This is a genomic window from Pantoea sp. SGAir0183, from assembly GCF_043545505.1.
Window position 1 is genome coordinate 1,583,561 of record NZ_CP028053.1, and the last position, 18,959, is coordinate 1,602,519.

Genomic DNA, 18,959 nt, shown 5'->3' on the forward strand with positions numbered 1-18,959 from the left:
AGTTTATAGGCAAATCGTATGAATTTAACACCAAAAATAAGTGTAGTTATTGCTGGTACACAATATAGTGAATTTGATATTAAATATACAGTTAGCATGCTGAGGGGCTGTTTTGACAATCCAGAAATCATTTTATCTACGAATGATACTTCATTAGCAGAGTCTTGCAATAAAAGTAACTACTTTGACAAGGTCATATTATGTAAAAATGAGGGTGAGTTGCCATCACTAAAATTTCCTCAGACGTTAAATTCAGCTATTATTAATAATAATATTAATAAGCAAATTGCTTGCTCCTATTCTGGTATTAAAGCTGCATCCAACTCATTAGTAATGAAATTACGCACCGATCAAATTATTGTCAATGACAATATACTATCACTTTGGTCTTTGATAAATAAAATCCCTCAAATTTCTGGAGTTAATAATAAAAGGATTATAACTTCGAGTGTGTTTTCAATAAATCCAAGATACAGCGAAAGGATGCCTTTTCATATTGGTGATATGTTTCAGTTCGGATATAAAAAAGATATTTTAGATTATTATTCTGCTCCAGAATATCCTTTCTTGTATTCGGTTTGGTATGAAAATCATTTTCATAGTGTAGGAAGTAATAAAAATGAAAAGGCTTTTAGGTCAAAATACGCTGTTGAGCAATGGTTGGCACTACACTATATATATAGGAAAGAAGATAAATTCCCTATAAGGTATCATAATGACTGTTCAAAAGAAATTATTGATGAATTCGAACGTGTTTTTCCGGAGCATTTTATTATTGCACATCCAGATGATATCGGTCTTCGTGTATCTAAATTTGAAAGCGCAAGAAGTTACTTTAACACGCAATGCTACTCTACATATGAGTCTATAGAGTTACTTAAAAAATTACATTCTAACATTACAATTCACAATCATTATGAATCTAAAGGGATAAGTAAAAATAAATTTATTTATCTCATGACTTTATTAAACAATAACATTGTGCAAATTTTAATTAGAAACATGCCATTAAGGTTTAAAGAATGGCTAAAAAAATTGATTTCCTAACGGAGTATTCTGTAAATTATTTTAGATAAAGCGACTGGCATTATCCTTATTGCGAAATGCGCAAGACTATATGTGATATTTCGCAATATGCTATTTTTTGTGTGTCTTATATAATGAATTCGGTACAACATTTCCGAATACGCCTTCTTTATCCCCGTTCTGCGGTGCAATGTTGCGTTGTTTAGTCTGTAAAATAAAACAATGTCAGGTATATTGTGAAAAATATAACCTGAAATAGCAAGGTTAAGCCAAAATGCTAAATCCTCCGAAAGGTGTGTCTGAACCGGATAGCGTTCACCTTTTACAAAAACTCTTTTTCTAAAAACGACTGTAGGATGAATAAAGGGAGTAATTTTTATAATGTTATGCTTTATTTTAAAATCGGAACCAAACTTTTTTATAGTCTTATAATAAATACCAAATTCTTTGCAGCTCCCACCTAAAACATCAATATTTTCATTCTTGATGAGAAAAGATCTTTGTAAATCAATTCTTTCTAATACGCAAATGTCATCAGCATCCATCCTAAAAAAAAATTCTATATTAGGATGGTTGTGAAGCAAGAAATCAATTGATTCATTGAGTGAGATTGCCAATCCTCTGTTAATATCAGAATTAATGACTTTAATAAAATTATGATTTTCTGAAAAGAAATTCACCACTAGTTTTAATTCTTTAGATATATTGCCGTCAATAAAAATCAGGACAACAAAGCGGTCAGCTGTTTGATTTACTAAACTCCAGAGGCTGCAATAAAGCTGAAAAGGTTTATCTTTATAGTAAACTGATATTATTACAGCAGCATCTGCCTCAACAAAATTACGATGTATCATTAAATTGCGCTTATCTTAATTAGCTTATTACACGCGATTGTGCATAAAAAGTGTAAGCATCATCAACTGAGCCGCTGAATACAATCTTTCCAGCATCTAAGACGACCCCTTTTGTACAAAAGGATTTAACATCAGCTTCAGAGTGTGAAGAAAACACTAATATACCGACGGATTCAATCAGATTTAAGATGCGTTTACGTGCTTTATCCATGAAATTAGCATCGCCTGCTCCGATGACTTCGTCTAGTAACAAAATATCTGGTTTCACAGCTGTCGATATGGCAAATGCAAGACGTACTGACATACCCGATGAATAAGTTCTTACTGGGAGATCAATAAAGTCTGCTAAATCTGTAAAATCAATTATCTCATCGATTGTTTCATTTATTTGGCGTTTGGACATGCCTAAAAGCATTCCACGGGAATATATGTTTTCACGTCCTGAAGACTCGGGATTAACACCCAAATTAATATCGAGTAAGCTAGCAATGCTCCCCTTGCTTTCTATTGCACCCTGCGTAGGCTCATAAATTCCTGCCATTGTTTTAAGTAGAGTCGATTTTCCTGCACCATTGTGGCCTATCAAGGCTAATCGGTCACCATGTTCTAATGTCAAATTGATATTTTTTAAAGCGTCAACGGTGACTTGTCTGGAGTTTGATGAAATAACGCCTCCAGTGGTCAGTCTTACAAAGTTTGCTTTAAGAGAACGTGATTTGACGTCAAAGATTGGATAGCTGACGGCAACATTGTCAAGTTTCAAATAAGAAGACATAATTAAACCCAGTAAGAAATTTTCTTGCGAGAACAGCTGAAAGTATAAAGGCTGACAATCACATTAATTATTGTAAAAACCAATATATATTTGATGCTAGGGTGCATAACTGCCGGAGGAAAATTAGCAGGTAGCAATGAGTACCTTATAAAATCAATGAAATGATAAATAGGATTCCATTCTAAAAGATATGCTTTAGTTCGCATTGACTCAGTCGGTATCCACATAACAGGAGTAACTAAAAAACCAATTTGCAGGATAGATGCAACTATTTGGCGTAGGTCCATGAATCGTGTGCAAATACATGCCAGTGTTAAAGACATAAAGAAAATATTAAACGTTAGAATACATAATCCAAACAATGCCTTACCAACAGTATAAAAAGTCAGTGTACTATCAAAAAAAATTAAGCATATGACCAGTATAATGGCATTATGAAGGAAGAAGTAGAAGTTTCGCGCAACAGATTGATATATAAAGACGCTTCTTTCAATTTTGATTTGCTTTATAAATCCGGCGCAGGCAATAAAAGAATCTGCTGATTCAATAATGGTTTGGTTAATGTAATTCCAAACCAGAATACCAAGTGACATATAAAGCAAATAATGCTTTATATCTTGATTAAATAGTGTTGAAAATACTGTTGATATTGAAACAACATATATGGCTGTACTTGCAGTGATCCAGAATGGACCCAAAATACTTCTGCGATAACGGATGACAATTTCTTGCCAAGCCATATAGCTCCAAAACTGATATTTCTTAAATCCATCAAATATATCTTTTAACGCCAGTTTAAACATTATCTGTGCCCAAAAAATCAGTGTATTCTGCCGGTGTACCCATAAAGATATGTTTCTCAATGGACGTTAATTTATAATGAACGCTCATTTTTTTATCAATAATAAAGTTAAACATCGGCGCTATATACAGTTCACCTCTACTTTCTCGTTGCATTTCGATGTAAGCATTGATGTAAATCTCTTTATTCTTAAATCCATATACTCCATTTGAACACAAATCTGAAATACGCACTTTTTCTGTTGTTTTCACAACTTTTGATGTGTTGCCATCTGGTAGGGCAAAAGACCAATGTTCACCTTCACCTTTAAAAACTTCCAAATAAGCATCGTTTTGAGTCTCAAAAAATTTAAACTCTTTTTCGTAAGTATCAATGTTGAAAACGACAAATGGGACATCATTAGGGACTTTATCTAAGCTTAAAAAAACCGTTTCAGCCTGGCCGCGAGTTTCGGAACTCAGAACCACGATTTCAAAATCTTTGATGCCTATTTTATCAATTTCAGAAGCCACAAAGGAGGGGGTGTCGTAAACATCGCGACAAATAAATATAAATTTTTCGGAATCGTAATAATCTTCAAATGTTTTGACTGACCATTCGAAAAGAGTTTTTCCATGAGCTTCAAGCTTGTACTTAGGTTGAGTATAGCCTGCTTTAAAAAAACGGCTGCTGAGGCCAGCCATAGGAATAATAATCATTTTTTTACTTCCTTATAAAGATTTATAGCCGTTGCTACAAACGCTGACTGCCGATCCGGCCTGTCATAGTGTAAAGGTAACATTGATAGAAACAATGTTGTCGTAATTGCGAGAATCTCTTTATAAGAAAAAGCTGATTTTTCGAATTGTTTTCTTACTAAATCGCTAAGATCGGCGCTGCTATCAGGAATGGTCAATTTAAGTGTTAAACCATCATCATTAACGATAAACCTGTCAGAAATTATATAATCGTATTTACCAATTGCTGAGTGTAATATTTTAGCAAGGTCATAACGAATGTCACCATAGATACTTAATAGTCCATTAAAGTCTATTCCTCTGGGATCGATGACTTTAATGTCGTTTTTCTTGAAATCATACAGAATGTTACTGAAACAAAAATCGCCATGGATGAAAGTACTTTTTGATTCTTTACTAATTAGATCATGCATCTCATGAAGCATCTGTTTAAGCTCAAACTTATTTCCTTCAGCGTCTTGTATTATTTTGTTGTAGCGAGGATTATCTTTGGTAAATTCTTCAAGACGACTCTCATTCTTTGATACTAATGATGTATAGAAATCGTCATCAACAGAACTTGCGGGGATTTCATAACATTTTTCTATGAAAGTAAAACAGGACGTTATAATGTGCGCCCAGATAGCTTTTGGATGATTACCATAAACAAATAATTCGGTGAGAGTAGGAGAATAAAGATATTCAAGCTTATATTTATAAACTTCATCTTCATCCCCATGACTTATCAGCATTGGAGCATAATAAGCCATTTCTTCTGGGATATTACTAAACCAGTTCGCTTCTGCTTGAAGCTTTTCTTTCTTAACCGAGCGTTTTTCTACATAATACTTGTTTATAGTTAATTCATTGAACGCTCTTGCTGTTGAAACAATTGTCTTAGAATCATAAAAAGTATTGAGATGGCCGAAGTCGAGCCAATCTTCTCGATATTGTTGGCTAAAAGGTGTTGTCTCGTGATATTTCACCAAACTTTCGGCGAGTTCAAATTTTGAACTTATTAAGTTGCGGATTAGCAGTTGCGGTTTAGATATTGCTAAAATACCGCAAAATACGGATTCATTACTTTCAAACGCATTATTCATGACCATCCATGAATAATTGAAGTCTGAGTGTGCAGTAAATATAACATCTTTGTTATTTTCATCGATGTTTAAAGGTGAACGTAATAAAGTATCACCGTAATAAATAACAACGTGCTCATCTTCGGCACTACAACTCGAAGCCAGGCTAAAAGCGATGCTTTGGCCAAGAGAAAAAGTTTCATCAATACGAATTATTTCCACAGATAATTCTGATAGAACCTTTTCATCCCATGAAGACATATTAAAACTTTTAGGTAGTGTTAAAAATATCTTCTCATTTTTATTTTCATCACGAATGTGTTTTATTTGGTAAGTGTAAAGTCTTTTATTCCCTACAGGTAGAAATGCAGGGGGTAGCTGTCCAAACTCGGCACGTAAATCCTGATCAACGTACTGAGCTGACAATATGATAATCATTTTTCTTTCCTTAACAGCTCAATAATCTCATCATAAGACATATTAATGAATTCACTTGGGCGAATAGCCTTGTCATCTATGTAAAAGCCTTCATGGCCGCACCATGGTTTTCCGACATAGATTTCGTCGTATGGTATCTCATTTTCTTCTAACCATTTAATAATAACCGGTAAGGTGTTCTTATTGATGAGCCCCACATTATTGTTAAACGAATTCATATTTCTACTTGTGTTTAACACTATAGTAAAACCCAGCTCTTTGTATTCTTTTATTTTTTCCAGCAAGTCTCGGTTAACAATGGCATCTTCATATCCATTTTCACCTTTACCTTTGGTCAGGGTCATATCAATGTCAACAATCAGTTTTTTCATGGTATGTGTTTCTTTAAGTTGTCAATTATGCAGAATTTAACAATGGTCCTGAGTATAATCATTGGAATACCAATATAGCATTTTATTTTTCTATATAAGTATACTTGCTGCTTGATGATCTCAAATACACTGAGTGTGTTTAAGTATGCTCTTTTTGTTTCATTCAATTTATAAAAGGGGGATTTGATGAATTTAATTGTAAAACCCAACTCCAATAAGCTATAAATCATTAGTTGATCACTTACATAACCGTACTTTTCTTTGAAATATATCTTATGGATGGTTTTTTTAGAAAATATTATTTTTTGTAGAGGCGCAAGGAGTGGTTTTCCTTTTATAAAATTAGTTTTTATAACCTGCTCAGCGGCTTTAATGTTTAATTCTTTAGCTGAAGCATTTTCTTTTAAACTCTCCCAACTATTGATGAAATAGTCATTTATATATAAATCACTATCCATTTCCAGCGAAGGGAAGTTTTCAAGTAACAAATCATCCCCACAGAAGTAAAACGAAAATGTTTTGAAGTTAAAGTTTCTTGTTGCGTTATCGACCAAAAACTTCCAGTGAGCAGTTCTGTTAAGTTGCGTCTCTGGATGAATAATGAGCACGTTTTCTTTTTTGTCAAAAAAAGATCTGCAAAAATCAGCACTTTTTTTGTTAGGTAAACTAATAAGAAAGCTTAATCTTCTTGACTTTTCACAATATTCATCACTCACTTTATTTATCAATTCAATATCTACGTCTTTCATTGGAATGAGAAAGAGATGATCATACGTATCAGGCATTAGGGTGACCGTTTGATTTGGTGTCGCTGTAGCTCACTGATTTTAATGGTTTTTTTAAGCCACGCTACCGCCCCAGGCTTTACAGCTACCAGTGCACTACATTGAAGTCTTCAAGTTTTTTCATAAGCTTAACTACAACAAAAGCTTTGGCTGCAGTTTCAGGGCTTTTTTACAAACAGCGCATGCCATTTGTGTTTAAATTCATTTAAAAACAATGTGTTGAAACGCTTGCTAAGCAATCATAAAGCAATTTATACGCATAAATCTGAATGAAAAGTAGTAAGAAATTTCTGTAATGCAGGCATCATTCTCACGGTTCGCTATGTTTCACGTTTTATGCTAAATCTCCATAACTATACGCTTTTCCGCATAAATTCACCAACTCCACCAACGCTAGTTGGTTTTTTTATATACTATTTATATGGTTATTTTTACATACTCTCATATTCGTGCAACTGTCAGTACCTGAGTGATGAACAATCTTATCCTTGTTCGGACTCTTAAGCGCTTAACTGACTCTTAAGTCCATAAATTTATGGATTTTTAATAGCCTTCGCTGTTTTCCTAATAGCATCAATCACTACCTCTTTTGATCCAGAGTGAGTTAACATGTCTCTCACTTTTGTTCATACACAGTTGTGTGTGATGTGACCCTTCAGACAGGAGTAAAAAATGTCCAAGCAACAAATCGGTGTTGTCGGTATGGCAGTCATGGGCCGCAACCTGGCTTTAAACATTGAGAGCCGCGGTTACACCGTTTCTGTCTTCAACCGCTCACGCGAGAAGACCGATGAAGTGATCGCTGAGAATCCGGGTAAGAAGCTTGCGCCGTTCTACACCGTTGAAGAGTTTGTCGATTCGCTGGAAAAACCACGCCGCATTCTGCTGATGGTTCAGGCAGGTGAAGCGACTGACAAGACTATCGCCTCACTCACCCCGCATCTTGATAAAGGCGATATCCTGATCGATGGTGGTAATACCTTCTACAAAGATACCATTCGTCGCAACAAAGAACTTTCTGATCAGGGCTTTAACTTTATCGGTACCGGCGTTTCCGGTGGTGAGGAGGGCGCTCTGAAAGGTCCATCTATCATGCCTGGTGGCCAGAAAGAAGCCTATGAGCTGGTTGCACCTATCCTGGATAAAATTGCCGCTCGTGCTGAAGATGGCGAGGCTTGCGTGACATACATCGGTCCGGACGGTGCGGGTCACTATGTTAAGATGGTCCACAACGGTATCGAATATGGCGACATGCAGCTTATTGCCGAAGCTTATGCGCTGCTGAAAGGTGCACTGGGTCTGAATAACGAAGAGTTGGCCGCAACTTTTACTGACTGGAACAATGGTGAACTGAGCAGCTATCTCATCGATATCACCAAAGATATCTTCACCAAAAAAGATGAAGACGGACATTACCTGGTTGATGTCATCCTTGATGAAGCCGCTAACAAAGGCACCGGTAAATGGACCAGCCAGAGCTCTCTGGACCTGGGCGAGCCGTTATCCCTTATCACCGAATCGGTGTTTGCCCGCTATCTGTCATCGCTGAAATCACAACGTGTTGCCGCGTCAAAAGTGCTGAGTGGCCCGCAGGCAAAAGCCTTTACCGGCGATAAAGCTGAATTCGTTGAGAAAGTACGCCGCGCGCTCTATCTGGGCAAGATTGTTTCTTACGCGCAGGGGTTCTCACAACTGCGTGCTGCGTCCGAAGAGAATAACTGGGATCTGCATTACGGAGAAATCGCTAAGATTTTCCGTGCCGGCTGTATCATCCGTGCCCAGTTCCTGCAGAAAATTACTGATGCTTACGCAGCAGATGCGGGTATTGCTAACCTGCTGCTGGCACCGTACTTCAAAGATATCGCGGATCAGTATCAGCAGGCACTGCGTGATGTGGTGTCTTATGCGATTCAGAACGGTATTCCTACACCGACATTCTCTGCGGCGATCGCTTACTACGATAGCTATCGTTCAGAAGTGCTGCCCGCTAACCTGATTCAGGCACAGCGTGACTACTTCGGCGCACATACTTACAAGCGTATTGATAAAGACGGTGTGTTCCATACTGAGTGGTTAGACTAATCACCCGATTTTAAAATGTTTAAAGGCTTCCCAAGGGAAGCCTTTTTTTAACCGACTAACAACTCCCCACTCCTCACCGCCTTATCGCCCGCCAGCCTTAACACCAGCATGCCTGCCGTCGCAAATCTGGCCCAGTGCCGCGCGTATAGCACGCCTCCAAATTCTGCGACCAGCGGCGTGATGTGGTCGGTGACAGGATCAACAATCTCCGCAACCACTTCTCCTGGACGGATTCGCGCGCCTAGCGGTTTGCGATACAGGATTAGGCCCGATACCGGTGAGTGAACATATTCACAACCCGCCAGCGGCGTCGGGGGATTTTTAAGCGGCGGCATTAAAGCCGACGTGCCTTCAGTGTGTCGCTGCTTGATAATATTGCCTTCTTCTGCGGCCTGCGCTACACCAGGCGCACCCAGTCCGGTGCCGCTCTCATCCACACCGACCACATCCTCGCCGCCGCTCACCACCGACACCAGCTCATCACCGCCAATCACCGGCGCAGCGACTTCAACGGACACGGACGTATCGGCCGCGGAGATATAGCCGGATTCCTGCAACGCGTTAATGATCGCATCTGCGTCCTGTTCAGCCTGTTCAGGCGAGACATCACGTACGCCACGTAGCTCCAGCGTTACCGGTAGCAGGCCGCGCGGCATCGGGAATGTTTCACCAAATTTTTCAGCCAGCGTCAGCCAGGGTTCACAGCAGGCTTCGTCAAAGGGCTCCCCCCCCGAGATCTGTGCCAGTAGCTGCACTTCACTGCCCAGCCAGCGTGCTAAGGGTTCGATATCCGGCCATGCATGTGGCGTGGTGTAAAGGTGTGGAACCGCCTCCCAGTCACAATGCAAATCAATCATCAGATCGGCCTGACTGGCCATGCGCATCAGCGTATAACGCTGGGCTTCCAGTTCAGTTTTGGCGATTGTGTCACGGTAGTAACGGTCAATCGCATCACGAATCAGCTGCCGGTTCTGACTCTCATTCTGGGTCAGCGTCTCGGCCAGTTCCCCCGCCAGAAGCGCCCCCAGAGACGGGAATTTGCGGTTAAAATCCTGGCCGGACTGTGCGTGGAAGCGTCCCAGATGTGTACCGTGCCAGTGTTGGCTCAGGGCCAGCGGATTGGATACCGGTATCAGGGAGAAAAAAGCTTTGAGTCGTCCGGCAGATTCCAGCGCCTGTAAACGCGGCTTAAGATACCAGGCCACCGCCATCCCCGGGATCTCGTCGCCATGTAAGGAAGCCTGAATATAGACCTGGCGACTGTGATCATCGCCAAAATGAAAACTGATAATTTCACGCTGGGTGCCGAGAGAGGCGCTTAACAAAGGGTGATGTTGTTGGTACATACCGTGTTAATGTCCTTTTGTCGGTTCAGGGGCGGACAAATGCCGCCCATAAAATCATTGAGTATAGTCATGCAGGCGGAGGAGGGGGAAAAAGCCTGCCCTGACGTTACGGTTGAATGGAAATATCCGTGGCGAAATATTTCTTTTGCAGTTTGTCAAAGGTGCCATTTTTCTTAATGGCAGCGAAGGCATCATCCAGCGCAGTTTTCAGTTCGGTATCGCCTTTACGCAGGCCAATCGCCGTGCCCGGCCCGATGATCGGGTCTTTCACAATCGGCCCGGCCAGTTCAAACGCGCTGCCCTGAGGTTGTTTGAGAAAACCGTTTGCCGCCTGAGCCGCATCGGTAAAGACCGCATCAAGGCGCCCGGCCACCAGATCACTTTCAACCTGCGCCTGATCGCCATAGGGCACGACCGTCACGCCAAAAGGTTGCCATTTTGCCCGGGCATAACGCTCCTGCACAGTGCCTTGTTCTACGCCTACGGTTTTGCCTTTCAGCGATTCCGGGGTGGGCAACAGGCCCGACCCCTTACGCGCGATAAGCTGGGTGTGCGTATCGTACAGCGGCACGGTAAAGTCGATTTGCTTCAGTCGCTCTTCGGTGATGCCCATATCAGACAGAATGGCGTCGAATTTACGCGCTTTAAGCGCCGGAATCATCCCGTCGAACTGGCTCTCCACCCAGACACATTTGGCCTGCATCTGCGCGCACAGCGCGTTACCTAAATCGATATCAAAGCCGACCAGCTTCCCCTGCGGCGTTTTGGATTCAAAAGGGGGATAGGTGGGATCAACAGCGAAGCGAACCTGCTCAATTTTCGCCTGGGCGCCAAACGCGCAGCCAGCCAGGAGGGCCAGCGCTAACGCTTTGTGTAAACGGGTTTTCAGAGAAGTGATTGCCATCGTTTTCGGTCTTCTGTTGTCGTAATAGTGTATTACGCAGAGTACCTTTCACCCGGGATGATGGCAATTAGAGGATGATTTTCACAATGTTAGCCTGGCAAAGGCCACGGTAATCCTGGGTATTCAGTACGACAGACTGGTCGAGTACGCCGGCGTTAAAGGCAATCTCGTCATAGCGCTCAAACAGCAGCGGGTCGACCACCACAGTTAAATCAGGATGAAAGCTGAACGGGGGAATCGCACCAAATACGCAGCCGGTCAGCACATCGACCTCTGCGGGCGAGGCAAGGGATGCCCGGCGTCCGCCTACGGCTGAGGCGACTTTACTGAGATCGGCCTGCTGATCCGCAGGCAGTACCGCCAGAACATGTTGTTTGACGCCATTGCCTTTCACATGACACACCAGCGCCTTTGCGCCCTGTCCGACTGCCGTGCCGCGAATTTTGGCAACGGCTTCACATTTGCCGGTTGCCTCATGCTGCATCAGGCGGTAACGCGCGCGATGCTGGTCGAGCAGAGCAATGAGTTTTTCATGCGTAGTCACGGTAAAATCCTTACAGGTCAAATGGACGGGAAAGGCTGCTCAGCAAACCGTCGAGCAGCCGTAACGCAGTCTGTCACTTATGACGGGCGCGCAGGTTATTGATGATGGTGCTGAGATCCAGATCCTGATCCTGCAGCAGTACCAGCAGGTGATAGATCAGATCGGATGCTTCGTTCGTCAGTTCCTCACGATCGTTCACCGTGGCAGCCAGCGCGGTTTCCACGCCTTCTTCACCGACCTTCTGCGCAATCCGTTTGGTGCCGCTGGCATAGAGTCTGGCGGTGTAAGAGCTTTCCGGGTCGGCCTGCTTACGAGACGCCAGCAGTTGTTCCAACTGATAGAGGAACGTCCAGTCAGGCGCAGCAGGGGAGAAGCAGCTGGAGGTGCCCAGATGGCAGGTGGGGCCAATCGGGTTGGCCAGCACCAGCAACGTGTCGTTGTCGCAGTCAGGTGTGATGCTCACGACCTGTAGAAAGTGTCCTGAGGTCTCGCCTTTGGTCCACAGACGGTTTTTGGTGCGTGAAAAGAACGTCACGTTGCCGTCCTGCAGCGTTTTTTCCAGCGCCGCCTGATTCATATAACCGTGCATCAGAACTTCACCAGAAACAGAGTGCTGGACGATGACCGGCATCATGCCTTGGGTTTTTTCCCAGTCTAACCGGGCCAGTTGTTGTTCAGTTAACACGCACGAATCTCCACACCGTTGTCGATCAGAAAGCGTTTCAGCTCGCCGATATTAATAATTTGTTTGTGAAAAACCGACGCCGCCAGCGCGCCATCGACATTGGCCTGCTCAAAGGCTTCAAGGAAGTGAGTCATGGTACCCGCACCGCCAGAGGCGATCAGCGGTACCTTGCAGACATCACGTACCTTCTTCAACTGCACCAGGTCATAACCGTTGCGCACGCCGTCCTGGTTCATCATGTTGAGGACAATCTCGCCTGCGCCCCGTTTCTGCACTTCCTGCACCCAGTCCAGCGTTTCCCACTGGGTCACGCGGGTGCGGGATTCGTCGCCGGTATACTGATTAACATGGTACTTCCCGCTGGCGTCATCAAACCAGGTATCAATACCGACCACGATGCACTGGACGCCAAAGCGGTCGGCCAGGCGGGTGATCAATGAAGGATCGGCCAGCGCAGGGGAGTTAATGGAAATTTTGTCCGCACCAAACTCCAGAATCCGCGCGGCGTCTTCCGGGGTTTTGATGCCGCCTGCCACGCAGAACGGAATGTCGATGACTTCGGCAACGCGCGCAACCCAGCTTTTATCCACTACGCGGTCGTCCGATGAAGCGGTGATATCGTAAAACACCAGCTCGTCCGCACCTTCTTGCGCATAGCGCTGCGCCAGCGGCACGATGTCGCCAATAATTTCGTGGTTACGAAACTGAACGCCTTTTACCACCTGACCGTCACGCACATCGAGACAAGGAATTATCCGTTTTGCCAGCATGCTATGGCCTCCGAAACTGTAAATTTGCCTTCCAGTAGCGCACGTCCGACGATCACGCCCTGAACACCGCTGCCGCGAAGGGCGGCAACGTCACTGAGTTCACCAATACCGCCTGAGGACTGAAACGCAATCTGCGGAAAGCGTGCGGTCACTTCTTTATACAGATCCACGTTCGACCCGCTGAGCGTACCATCACGGGAAATGTCGGTGCACAGAACATGCTTCAGCCCGACAGGCTGGAACTGTTCAATGACCTCTTCGAGCGTAACGCCCGCAGCTTCCTGCCAGCCGCTAATCGCCACCTCTTTGCGGTTGGTCGCATCAATACGAACGTCCAGCGCCAGCACAATCGCGTCCGGGCCAAACTCGGTAAACCAGGCTTTCACTTCCTCGGGCTGTTTGACGGCGGTCGACCCTACCACCACACGGCTGGCACCCGCGTCCAGTAACGCTTTAACGTCTTCCCGACTGCGAATGCCGCCGCCAACCTGGACCACCGCATCCACGCCGTTAAGCAGGCTTTTCAGTAAGGTAATCTGGCGTTTCGCCGGATCTTTAGCACCGGTTAAATCCACAAGGTGCAGTACCGTTGCGCCCTGGCGTGCGTAATCCTGTAAGCGGGGTAACGGATCGCTGCCGTAATCGCGCTGACGGGCATAATCACCCTGATGCAGGCGCACAACCTTGCCATCAATTAAATCTAATGCGGGGATAATCATTACATCTCCAGGAAGTTTTTCAGCAACTGCGCGCCGACTTTGCCAGAGCGTTCCGGGTGGAACTGCACGCCAAAGAAGTTATCTTTCTGTACCGCGGCCGTGAACGCCTGACCATAGTGACACTGCGCAATGGTGCTGGCATTTACGGGCATCGCAAAGCTGTGTACGAAGTAGAAGTAGCTGCCTTCATCAATGCCGCGGAACAGATGATTACCGGCCTGAGCGGTGATCTGGTTCCAGCCCATGTGCGGTAACGGCAAACCCTGTGTATCCATCAGTGACACGGGCTGGTCGATAATGCCCAGCGTGGGCACACCGCCATTCTCCTCGCTGTGGCTGCCCAGCAGCTGCATGCCCAGGCAAATACCCAGCACCGGCTGCGTACAGGCCTTGACCAGCTCAATCAGCTCACGCTCCTGCAGTTGGTTCATGGCCGCCTGCGCGGTGCCAACGCCGGGCAGAAACAACTTATCGGCGCGCAGGACGACATCCGGATGGCGACTGACCTCTGGCGTATAGCCCAGACGTTCAACGGCCCACTTTACCGACGACAGGTTGGCACAGCCTGTATCCAGGATCACCACGTTCATTACAGCACTCCTTTAGAGCTCGGCAGGGTATTTCCCTCAACGCGAATCGCCTGACGTAAGGTCCGGCCAAAGGCTTTGAATAAACTTTCCACACGGTGATGATCGTTTTTCCCTTTGGTTTTCAGGTGCAGGGTGCTCATCATGGCGTAGGACAGGGAACGGAAGAAGTGCTCGACCATCTCGGTGCTCAGATCGCCAACGCGCTGATAGCTGAATTCCGCTTTAAATTCGATATGTGGACGACCAGAGATATCCAGCGCACAGCGCGCCAGGCACTCATCCATCGGCAGCACAAAGCCAAAACGGCCAATGCCGCGCTTATCGCCCAACGCTTTCAGCAGCGCTTCGCCCAATGCCAGACCGGTATCTTCTACCGTGTGGTGATCGTCAATATACAGGTCACCGTTGACGTCGATGTTCATACGGAAGCCGCCGTGCACGGCAATCTGGTCCAGCATATGATCAAAGAAGCCGACGCCAGTGTTGATCTTACTGCCGCCTTCGCGGTCCAGCCACAGTTCCACGCGGACCTGGGTTTCTTTGGTGTTGCGTTGGACCAGCGCGTAGCGGTCGCGCTGCGTCAGCTGCTGCTGAATCGCTTTCCAGTCCTGACCTTCTGCGCCATAGCGAATGCCCTGAATCCCCATATTTTCCGCCAGCTGAATATCGGTCTGGCGATCGCCAATCACATAGCTGTTGGCCGTATCAAGGGCGCCTTCAGCCAGCCAGGCCTCAACCATCTGGGTTTTCGGCTTACGGCACGCGCAGTGGTCTTCAGGCTTATGGGGACAAATCAGCACATCGCTAAAACGAATGCCCTGCGATGACAAAATCTGCATCATCAGCGTGTGTGGGCCATCGAAGTCCGCCTGTGGAAAACTGTCCGTGCCCAGACCGTCCTGATTGGTAATCATCACCAGCTGATAGCCTGCGTCCTGCAGCGCCAGCAGTGCAGGCACGACGTCCGGTTCAAACGCCAGCTTGTCCATCCGATCCACCTGAAAGTCCTGCGGCGGTTCGGAGATAATCGTGCCATCGCGGTCAATAAAAAGGGTCTTCTGACTCATGCTTACTCCAGAGATAAGGCTTGCAGCGCGGCGATCAGGCGTTCGCACTCGGTGCGGGTTCCCACCGAGATGCGCAGACAACCTGCGAGGCCGGGGTTCTTGTTTTGGTCACGCAAAATAATGCCCTGATCCCACAAGGTTTTAAACACCTTTGGTGAATCGGTAAAGCGCACCAAAATATAGTTGGTTTCGCTGGGGAAGACCTGCTCCACGACGCGAATTTGCGGCAACTGTTCAAACAACCAGCTACGGTTGGCATTCAGCTCATCGACGTGCTGGCGCATTAAGGCAATCCCTTCGTCGCTCAGTGCCTGGCCCGCCACGTCGGCCACCGGTGTCGCCAGCGGATAGGGCGCAATCACCTTCATCAGCAGGTCGATAACCGGTTTATTCGCCAGCGTAAATCCGCAGCGCAGACCGGCCAGCGCGAAGGCTTTCGACAGGGTGCGCAGAATGACCAGGTGCGGATATTCGCGCAACCAGCCCGCCAGCGTCGCCTGTGGACAAAATTCAATATAGGCTTCATCCGCGACGACCAGCGCTTTGCCGGCGGTCATCGCCAGTAGCTGACGGATAGCGTCCTGATCAATCAGGTTGCCCGTGGGGTTGTTCGGGCTGCACATATAAACGACTTTCACACCGTCGAGCTGTTCGGCAATCGCGGGCAGGTTCAACTGCCAGTCTTCACGTGCCGGCACGGTACGGTACTCAATGCCGATGGTTTCCGCGCTGACGCTGTACATACCGTACGTCGGTGGGCAGAACAGAATCGCGTCTTTGCCGGGCTCACAGAACGCCCGCATCAATAGCTCAATGCCTTCATCTGCGCCGCGGCTGACCAGCACCTGCTCAGGAGACAGGCCCGCGTAAGCCGCATAGCGGGTGATTACCTGCTTCGGCTGGCACTCCGGGTAGCGGTTCAGGGTTTGCTGCGACAGCTCAAAGGGCACCGGCAGCGGAAACTCGTTAGCATTCAGCCAGACATCACCGTTGCCGCCCAGACGACGCGCCGACTGATAAGGCGTCAGCGCACGCACATTGGCGCGGGCCAGTTTTTCAATATCCTGACTCATGCTTGCTCCTTGAGCGCGCTGACGCGCAACGTGACGGCATTTTTGTGGGCATCCAGTTGCTCCGCGGCGGCCAGGGTTTCAATGGTGGCGGCGAGATCCATAAAGCCCTGCGGCGTCAGTTCCTGTACCGTCATACGTTTCTGGAAGTCGGCCAGCCCCAGGCTGGAGCAGGTCGCGGTATAACCATAGGTCGGCAGCACATGGTTCGTGCCGGAGGCATAATCGCCTGCAGACTCGGGCGACCAGTCGCCCAGGAACACGGAGCCTGCGCTGGTGATTTGCTCAACCAGGTCGCGCGGCGTGCGGGTTTGCAGAATCAGGTGCTCCGGACCATAGCGGTTGGAAATCGCCACACACTGTTGCAAATCGCGGGCCACGATCAGGCGGCTGCTTTCCAGCGCCTTACGGGCCGTGGCGGCACGCGGCAGCTGCGCCAGCTGTTGTTCGACAGCGTCAGCCACGCGCTCAGCCAGTCCCTGTGAAGGCGTCAGCAGAATCACCTGAGAATCCGGCCCGTGTTCCGCCTGAGACAACAGGTCGGACGCCACGAACGCGGGCGTGGCACCGTCGTCGGCGATCACCAGCACTTCTGACGGGCCCGCGGGCATATCGATAGCCGCGCCATCGAGGCACTGGCTGACCTGACGTTTGGCTTCGGTGACCCAGGCGTTGCCCGGTCCGAAAATTTTAGCCACTTTCGGCACGGTCTCGGTGCCGAAGGCCAGGGCGGCAATGGCCTGCGCACCGCCCACCTGAAATACTTCTTCTACGCCACACAGCTGGGCCGCATAGAGAATCTCGTCGGCAATCGGCGGCGGTGAGCACAGCACCACGCGGCCGCATCCGGCAATACGTGCCGGTGTCGCCAGCATCAATACGGTGGAAAACAGCGGGGCGGACCCCCCGGGAATATAGAGGCCGACCGATTGCATCGGGCGCGTCACCTGCTGGCAACGCACGCCCGGCTGGGTTTCGATATCCACAGCTGGCAGAATCTGCGCACGGTGGAAAGTCTCGATATTGGCGACCGCCACCGCCATTGCCTGTTTGAGTTCATCACTGAGACGATCGCTGGCAGCCTGCATCTGCTCAGCGGTCACGCGAAAATCCGTCAGCTCAACCTTGTCAAAGCGCGCGCTAAAATCGCGCAGAGCTGCGTCGCCTTCGCTTTTCACGCGCGCCAGAACGTCACGCACAATCTGACTGATGCTGTCAGAGGCAGACAGCGCCGGGCGTGCCAGCAGCGCCTGTTGCGCCTCTGCGCTGCACGCCTGCCAGTTCACGGGTGTCATGATTTTGCTCATCGTTTACTCCAGCATTTTTTCGATTGGCAGCACCAGAATCGAACTGGCACCCAGCGCTTTGAGTTTTTCCATGGTTTCCCAGAACAGCGTTTCGCTGCTCACCATGTGCATTGCCACACGGCTCACATCGCCCGCCAGCGGTAACACGGTTGGACGCTCGGCACCCGGCAGCAGGCTGATGACTTCTTCCAGACGCTCGCTCGGTGCATGCAACATGATGTATTTGGATTCACGTGCTTTAATCACGCCCTGAATACGGGTCATCATTTTATCGATCAGCTCCTGCTTGGCCGCGGGCATGTCGCCGTCGCGCTGAATCAGCACGGCTTTAGAACGATAGATGACTTCCACTTCACGCAGACCGTTCGCTTCCAGCGTGGCACCGGTGGAGACCAGATCGCAGATCGCATCGGCCAGGCCGGCACGCGGCGCCACTTCGACCGAGCCGTTCAGCAGACAGGATTTAAAGGCGATACCTTGCTTGTCGAGATACTGTTTTAACAGGTGAGGATAGGAGGTGGCGATGCGGGCATTGTTCAGGCACTGCGGGCCGGTGTACGCGTCATCGACCGGCATGGCCAGTGACAGACGACAGCCGCCAAAGTCGAGGCGACGCAGCGTGAAGTAGCGAGGATCTTCCCCCTGTGCGCGGCGCGTCAGTAACTCTTCTTCCAGCACGTTTTCGCCGATAATGCCCAGGTCGACTACGCCGTCCATCACCAGGCCCGGAATATCGTCATCGCGCACGCGCAGAATATCAATAGGCATATTTTCAGCGAAGGCGATCAGACGCTGTTGCTGAAGATTGATTTTGATCCCGCAGCGCGCCAGCAGCTCGCGTGAATCATCGCTCAACCGACCTGATTTCTGCATAGCTATGCGTAAACGGCTATTGTCTAACATTGTTCCTGTCCCCTTAATTAACCTGTCCTGAATGCGTATTTTGCGTCAGCCCATAAAAAAACCCCCGGAAGACGATCTTCCGGGGGTTCTCTTGCGTTCGCACCACTGGAAGATCCTAGACGT

At 47.4% G+C, this 18,959-nt stretch carries 20 protein-coding genes and 1 other annotated feature (1 of these 21 cut by a window edge); of the genes, 2 read left to right on the plus strand and 18 right to left on the minus strand.

Annotated elements, in window-relative coordinates:
* The first annotated feature begins 18 nt into the window (after positions 1 to 18).
* Complete coding sequence (locus tag C1N59_RS07405) at positions 19 to 1,047, plus strand: WavE lipopolysaccharide synthesis family protein (RefSeq protein WP_394550492.1); 1,029 nt, start codon at positions 19 to 21, stop codon at positions 1,045 to 1,047.
* On the opposite strand, the gene C1N59_RS07410 is transcribed toward C1N59_RS07405, so the two are convergent.
* From C1N59_RS07410 to C1N59_RS07440, 7 genes are read right to left on the minus strand one after another with little or no spacing between them, the layout of a single operon-like run.
* Positions 1,044 to 1,880, minus strand: a complete 837-nt coding sequence (locus tag C1N59_RS07410) for a glycosyltransferase (protein WP_394550493.1) — start codon at positions 1,878 to 1,880, stop codon at positions 1,044 to 1,046. The genes C1N59_RS07405 and C1N59_RS07410 overlap by 4 nt on opposite strands.
* Before the next feature lie 19 nt (positions 1,881 to 1,899).
* Positions 1,900 to 2,655 (minus strand): ABC transporter ATP-binding protein, encoded by a 756-nt coding sequence (locus C1N59_RS07415; protein WP_394550494.1) that lies wholly within the window; start codon positions 2,653 to 2,655, stop codon positions 1,900 to 1,902.
* Positions 2,656 to 2,657: 2 nt separating this feature from the next.
* A complete protein-coding gene (locus C1N59_RS07420; RefSeq protein WP_205952050.1) occupies positions 2,658 to 3,458 on the minus strand; it encodes an ABC transporter permease in 801 nt (266 codons plus the stop codon).
* The gene (locus C1N59_RS07425) at positions 3,451 to 4,155 is read right to left on the minus strand and encodes a glycosyltransferase family 2 protein (RefSeq protein WP_394550495.1); all 705 of its coding nucleotides are present in this window, start codon (positions 4,153 to 4,155) and stop codon (positions 3,451 to 3,453) included. The genes C1N59_RS07420 and C1N59_RS07425 overlap by 8 nt, the downstream gene beginning before the upstream one ends.
* Entirely contained in the window at positions 4,152 to 5,693 is a 1,542-nt protein-coding gene (locus tag C1N59_RS07430; protein ID WP_394550496.1) for a protein kinase family protein, read from the minus strand. Before C1N59_RS07430 ends, C1N59_RS07425 begins: the two co-directional genes overlap by 4 nt.
* Entirely contained in the window at positions 5,690 to 6,064 is a 375-nt protein-coding gene (locus C1N59_RS07435) for an HAD family hydrolase (RefSeq protein WP_205950509.1), read from the minus strand. The genes C1N59_RS07430 and C1N59_RS07435 overlap by 4 nt, the downstream gene beginning before the upstream one ends.
* Positions 6,061 to 6,849, minus strand: coding sequence for a hypothetical protein (locus C1N59_RS07440; RefSeq protein ID WP_205952047.1), 789 nt, complete (start codon positions 6,847 to 6,849; stop codon positions 6,061 to 6,063). The genes C1N59_RS07435 and C1N59_RS07440 overlap by 4 nt, the downstream gene beginning before the upstream one ends.
* Before the next feature lie 672 nt (positions 6,850 to 7,521).
* Between C1N59_RS07440 and gndA the strand changes: the two genes are divergently transcribed.
* Entirely contained in the window at positions 7,522 to 8,931 is a 1,410-nt protein-coding gene (gene gndA, locus C1N59_RS07445; RefSeq protein WP_162286462.1) for an NADP-dependent phosphogluconate dehydrogenase, read from the plus strand.
* Positions 8,932 to 8,978: 47 nt separating this feature from the next.
* Here the strand turns inward: gndA and C1N59_RS07450 are convergent, their stop codons facing one another.
* From C1N59_RS07450 to hisG, 11 genes are all read right to left on the minus strand, one after another.
* Entirely contained in the window at positions 8,979 to 10,277 is a 1,299-nt protein-coding gene (locus tag C1N59_RS07450) for a succinylglutamate desuccinylase/aspartoacylase family protein (protein WP_394550497.1), read from the minus strand.
* A gap of 106 nt (positions 10,278 to 10,383) precedes the next feature.
* Positions 10,384 to 11,181: an ABC transporter substrate-binding protein gene (locus C1N59_RS07455; protein WP_033740450.1), complete on the minus strand. Its 798-nt coding sequence runs from the start codon at positions 11,179 to 11,181 to the stop codon at positions 10,384 to 10,386.
* Between the two features lie 67 nt (positions 11,182 to 11,248).
* Complete coding sequence (locus tag C1N59_RS07460) at positions 11,249 to 11,725, minus strand: YbaK/prolyl-tRNA synthetase associated domain-containing protein (protein WP_006119835.1); 477 nt, start codon at positions 11,723 to 11,725, stop codon at positions 11,249 to 11,251.
* 73 nt (positions 11,726 to 11,798) lie between these two features.
* Entirely contained in the window at positions 11,799 to 12,410 is a 612-nt protein-coding gene (gene hisIE / locus C1N59_RS07465; protein ID WP_006119834.1) for a bifunctional phosphoribosyl-AMP cyclohydrolase/phosphoribosyl-ATP diphosphatase HisIE, read from the minus strand.
* Positions 12,404 to 13,180, minus strand: coding sequence for an imidazole glycerol phosphate synthase subunit HisF (gene hisF, locus C1N59_RS07470; protein ID WP_006119833.1), 777 nt, complete (start codon positions 13,178 to 13,180; stop codon positions 12,404 to 12,406). The genes hisIE and hisF overlap by 7 nt, the downstream gene beginning before the upstream one ends.
* A complete protein-coding gene (gene hisA / locus C1N59_RS07475; protein ID WP_033740446.1) occupies positions 13,162 to 13,899 on the minus strand; it encodes a 1-(5-phosphoribosyl)-5-[(5-phosphoribosylamino)methylideneamino]imidazole-4-carboxamide isomerase in 738 nt (245 codons plus the stop codon). Before hisA ends, hisF begins: the two co-directional genes overlap by 19 nt.
* Positions 13,899 to 14,489: an imidazole glycerol phosphate synthase subunit HisH gene (gene hisH / locus C1N59_RS07480; RefSeq protein WP_006119831.1), complete on the minus strand. Its 591-nt coding sequence runs from the start codon at positions 14,487 to 14,489 to the stop codon at positions 13,899 to 13,901. Before hisH ends, hisA begins: the two co-directional genes overlap by 1 nt.
* The gene (gene hisB / locus C1N59_RS07485; protein ID WP_033740444.1) at positions 14,489 to 15,556 is read right to left on the minus strand and encodes a bifunctional histidinol-phosphatase/imidazoleglycerol-phosphate dehydratase HisB; all 1,068 of its coding nucleotides are present in this window, start codon (positions 15,554 to 15,556) and stop codon (positions 14,489 to 14,491) included. Before hisB ends, hisH begins: the two co-directional genes overlap by 1 nt.
* Before the next feature lie 2 nt (positions 15,557 to 15,558).
* Entirely contained in the window at positions 15,559 to 16,629 is a 1,071-nt protein-coding gene (gene hisC, locus C1N59_RS07490) for a histidinol-phosphate transaminase (protein ID WP_039338110.1), read from the minus strand.
* Positions 16,626 to 17,933 carry a histidinol dehydrogenase gene (hisD, locus tag C1N59_RS07495; RefSeq protein WP_394550498.1) on the minus strand — a complete coding sequence of 436 codons (1,308 nt, stop codon included), beginning with the start codon at positions 17,931 to 17,933 and terminating at the stop codon, positions 16,626 to 16,628. Before hisD ends, hisC begins: the two co-directional genes overlap by 4 nt.
* A 3-nt stretch (positions 17,934 to 17,936) precedes the next feature.
* On the minus strand, positions 17,937 to 18,836 hold the full coding sequence (hisG, locus tag C1N59_RS07500) for an ATP phosphoribosyltransferase (protein WP_006119827.1): 900 nt from the start codon (positions 18,834 to 18,836) through the stop codon (positions 17,937 to 17,939).
* Between the two features lie 52 nt (positions 18,837 to 18,888).
* Positions 18,889 to 18,959, minus strand: a sequence feature (His leader region); it runs 50 nt beyond the window's last position.

Bases quoted from the DNA above. Each gene is read 5' to 3' on its own strand.
- C1N59_RS07405 (WP_394550492.1), top strand. From the start codon at position 19: ATGAATTTAACACCAAAAATAAGTGTAGTTATTGCTGGTACACAATAT.
- C1N59_RS07410 (WP_394550493.1), bottom strand. From the start codon at position 1,880: ATGATACATCGTAATTTTGTTGAGGCAGATGCTGCTGTAATAATATCA.
- C1N59_RS07415 (WP_394550494.1), bottom strand. From the start codon at position 2,655: ATGTCTTCTTATTTGAAACTTGACAATGTTGCCGTCAGCTATCCAATC.
- C1N59_RS07420 (WP_205952050.1), bottom strand. From the start codon at position 3,458: ATGTTTAAACTGGCGTTAAAAGATATATTTGATGGATTTAAGAAATAT.
- C1N59_RS07425 (WP_394550495.1), bottom strand. From the start codon at position 4,155: ATGATTATTATTCCTATGGCTGGCCTCAGCAGCCGTTTTTTTAAAGCA.
- C1N59_RS07430 (WP_394550496.1), bottom strand. From the start codon at position 5,693: ATGATTATCATATTGTCAGCTCAGTACGTTGATCAGGATTTACGTGCC.
- C1N59_RS07435 (WP_205950509.1), bottom strand. From the start codon at position 6,064: ATGAAAAAACTGATTGTTGACATTGATATGACCCTGACCAAAGGTAAA.
- C1N59_RS07440 (WP_205952047.1), bottom strand. From the start codon at position 6,849: ATGCCTGATACGTATGATCATCTCTTTCTCATTCCAATGAAAGACGTA.
- gndA (WP_162286462.1), top strand. From the start codon at position 7,522: ATGTCCAAGCAACAAATCGGTGTTGTCGGTATGGCAGTCATGGGCCGC.
- C1N59_RS07450 (WP_394550497.1), bottom strand. From the start codon at position 10,277: ATGTACCAACAACATCACCCTTTGTTAAGCGCCTCTCTCGGCACCCAG.
- C1N59_RS07455 (WP_033740450.1), bottom strand. From the start codon at position 11,181: ATGGCAATCACTTCTCTGAAAACCCGTTTACACAAAGCGTTAGCGCTG.
- hisF (WP_006119833.1), bottom strand. From the start codon at position 13,180: ATGCTGGCAAAACGGATAATTCCTTGTCTCGATGTGCGTGACGGTCAG.
- hisA (WP_033740446.1), bottom strand. From the start codon at position 13,899: ATGATTATCCCCGCATTAGATTTAATTGATGGCAAGGTTGTGCGCCTG.
- hisH (WP_006119831.1), bottom strand. From the start codon at position 14,489: ATGAACGTGGTGATCCTGGATACAGGCTGTGCCAACCTGTCGTCGGTA.
- hisB (WP_033740444.1), bottom strand. From the start codon at position 15,556: ATGAGTCAGAAGACCCTTTTTATTGACCGCGATGGCACGATTATCTCC.
- hisC (WP_039338110.1), bottom strand. From the start codon at position 16,629: ATGAGTCAGGATATTGAAAAACTGGCCCGCGCCAATGTGCGTGCGCTG.
- hisD (WP_394550498.1), bottom strand. From the start codon at position 17,933: ATGAGCAAAATCATGACACCCGTGAACTGGCAGGCGTGCAGCGCAGAG.
- hisG (WP_006119827.1), bottom strand. From the start codon at position 18,836: ATGTTAGACAATAGCCGTTTACGCATAGCTATGCAGAAATCAGGTCGG.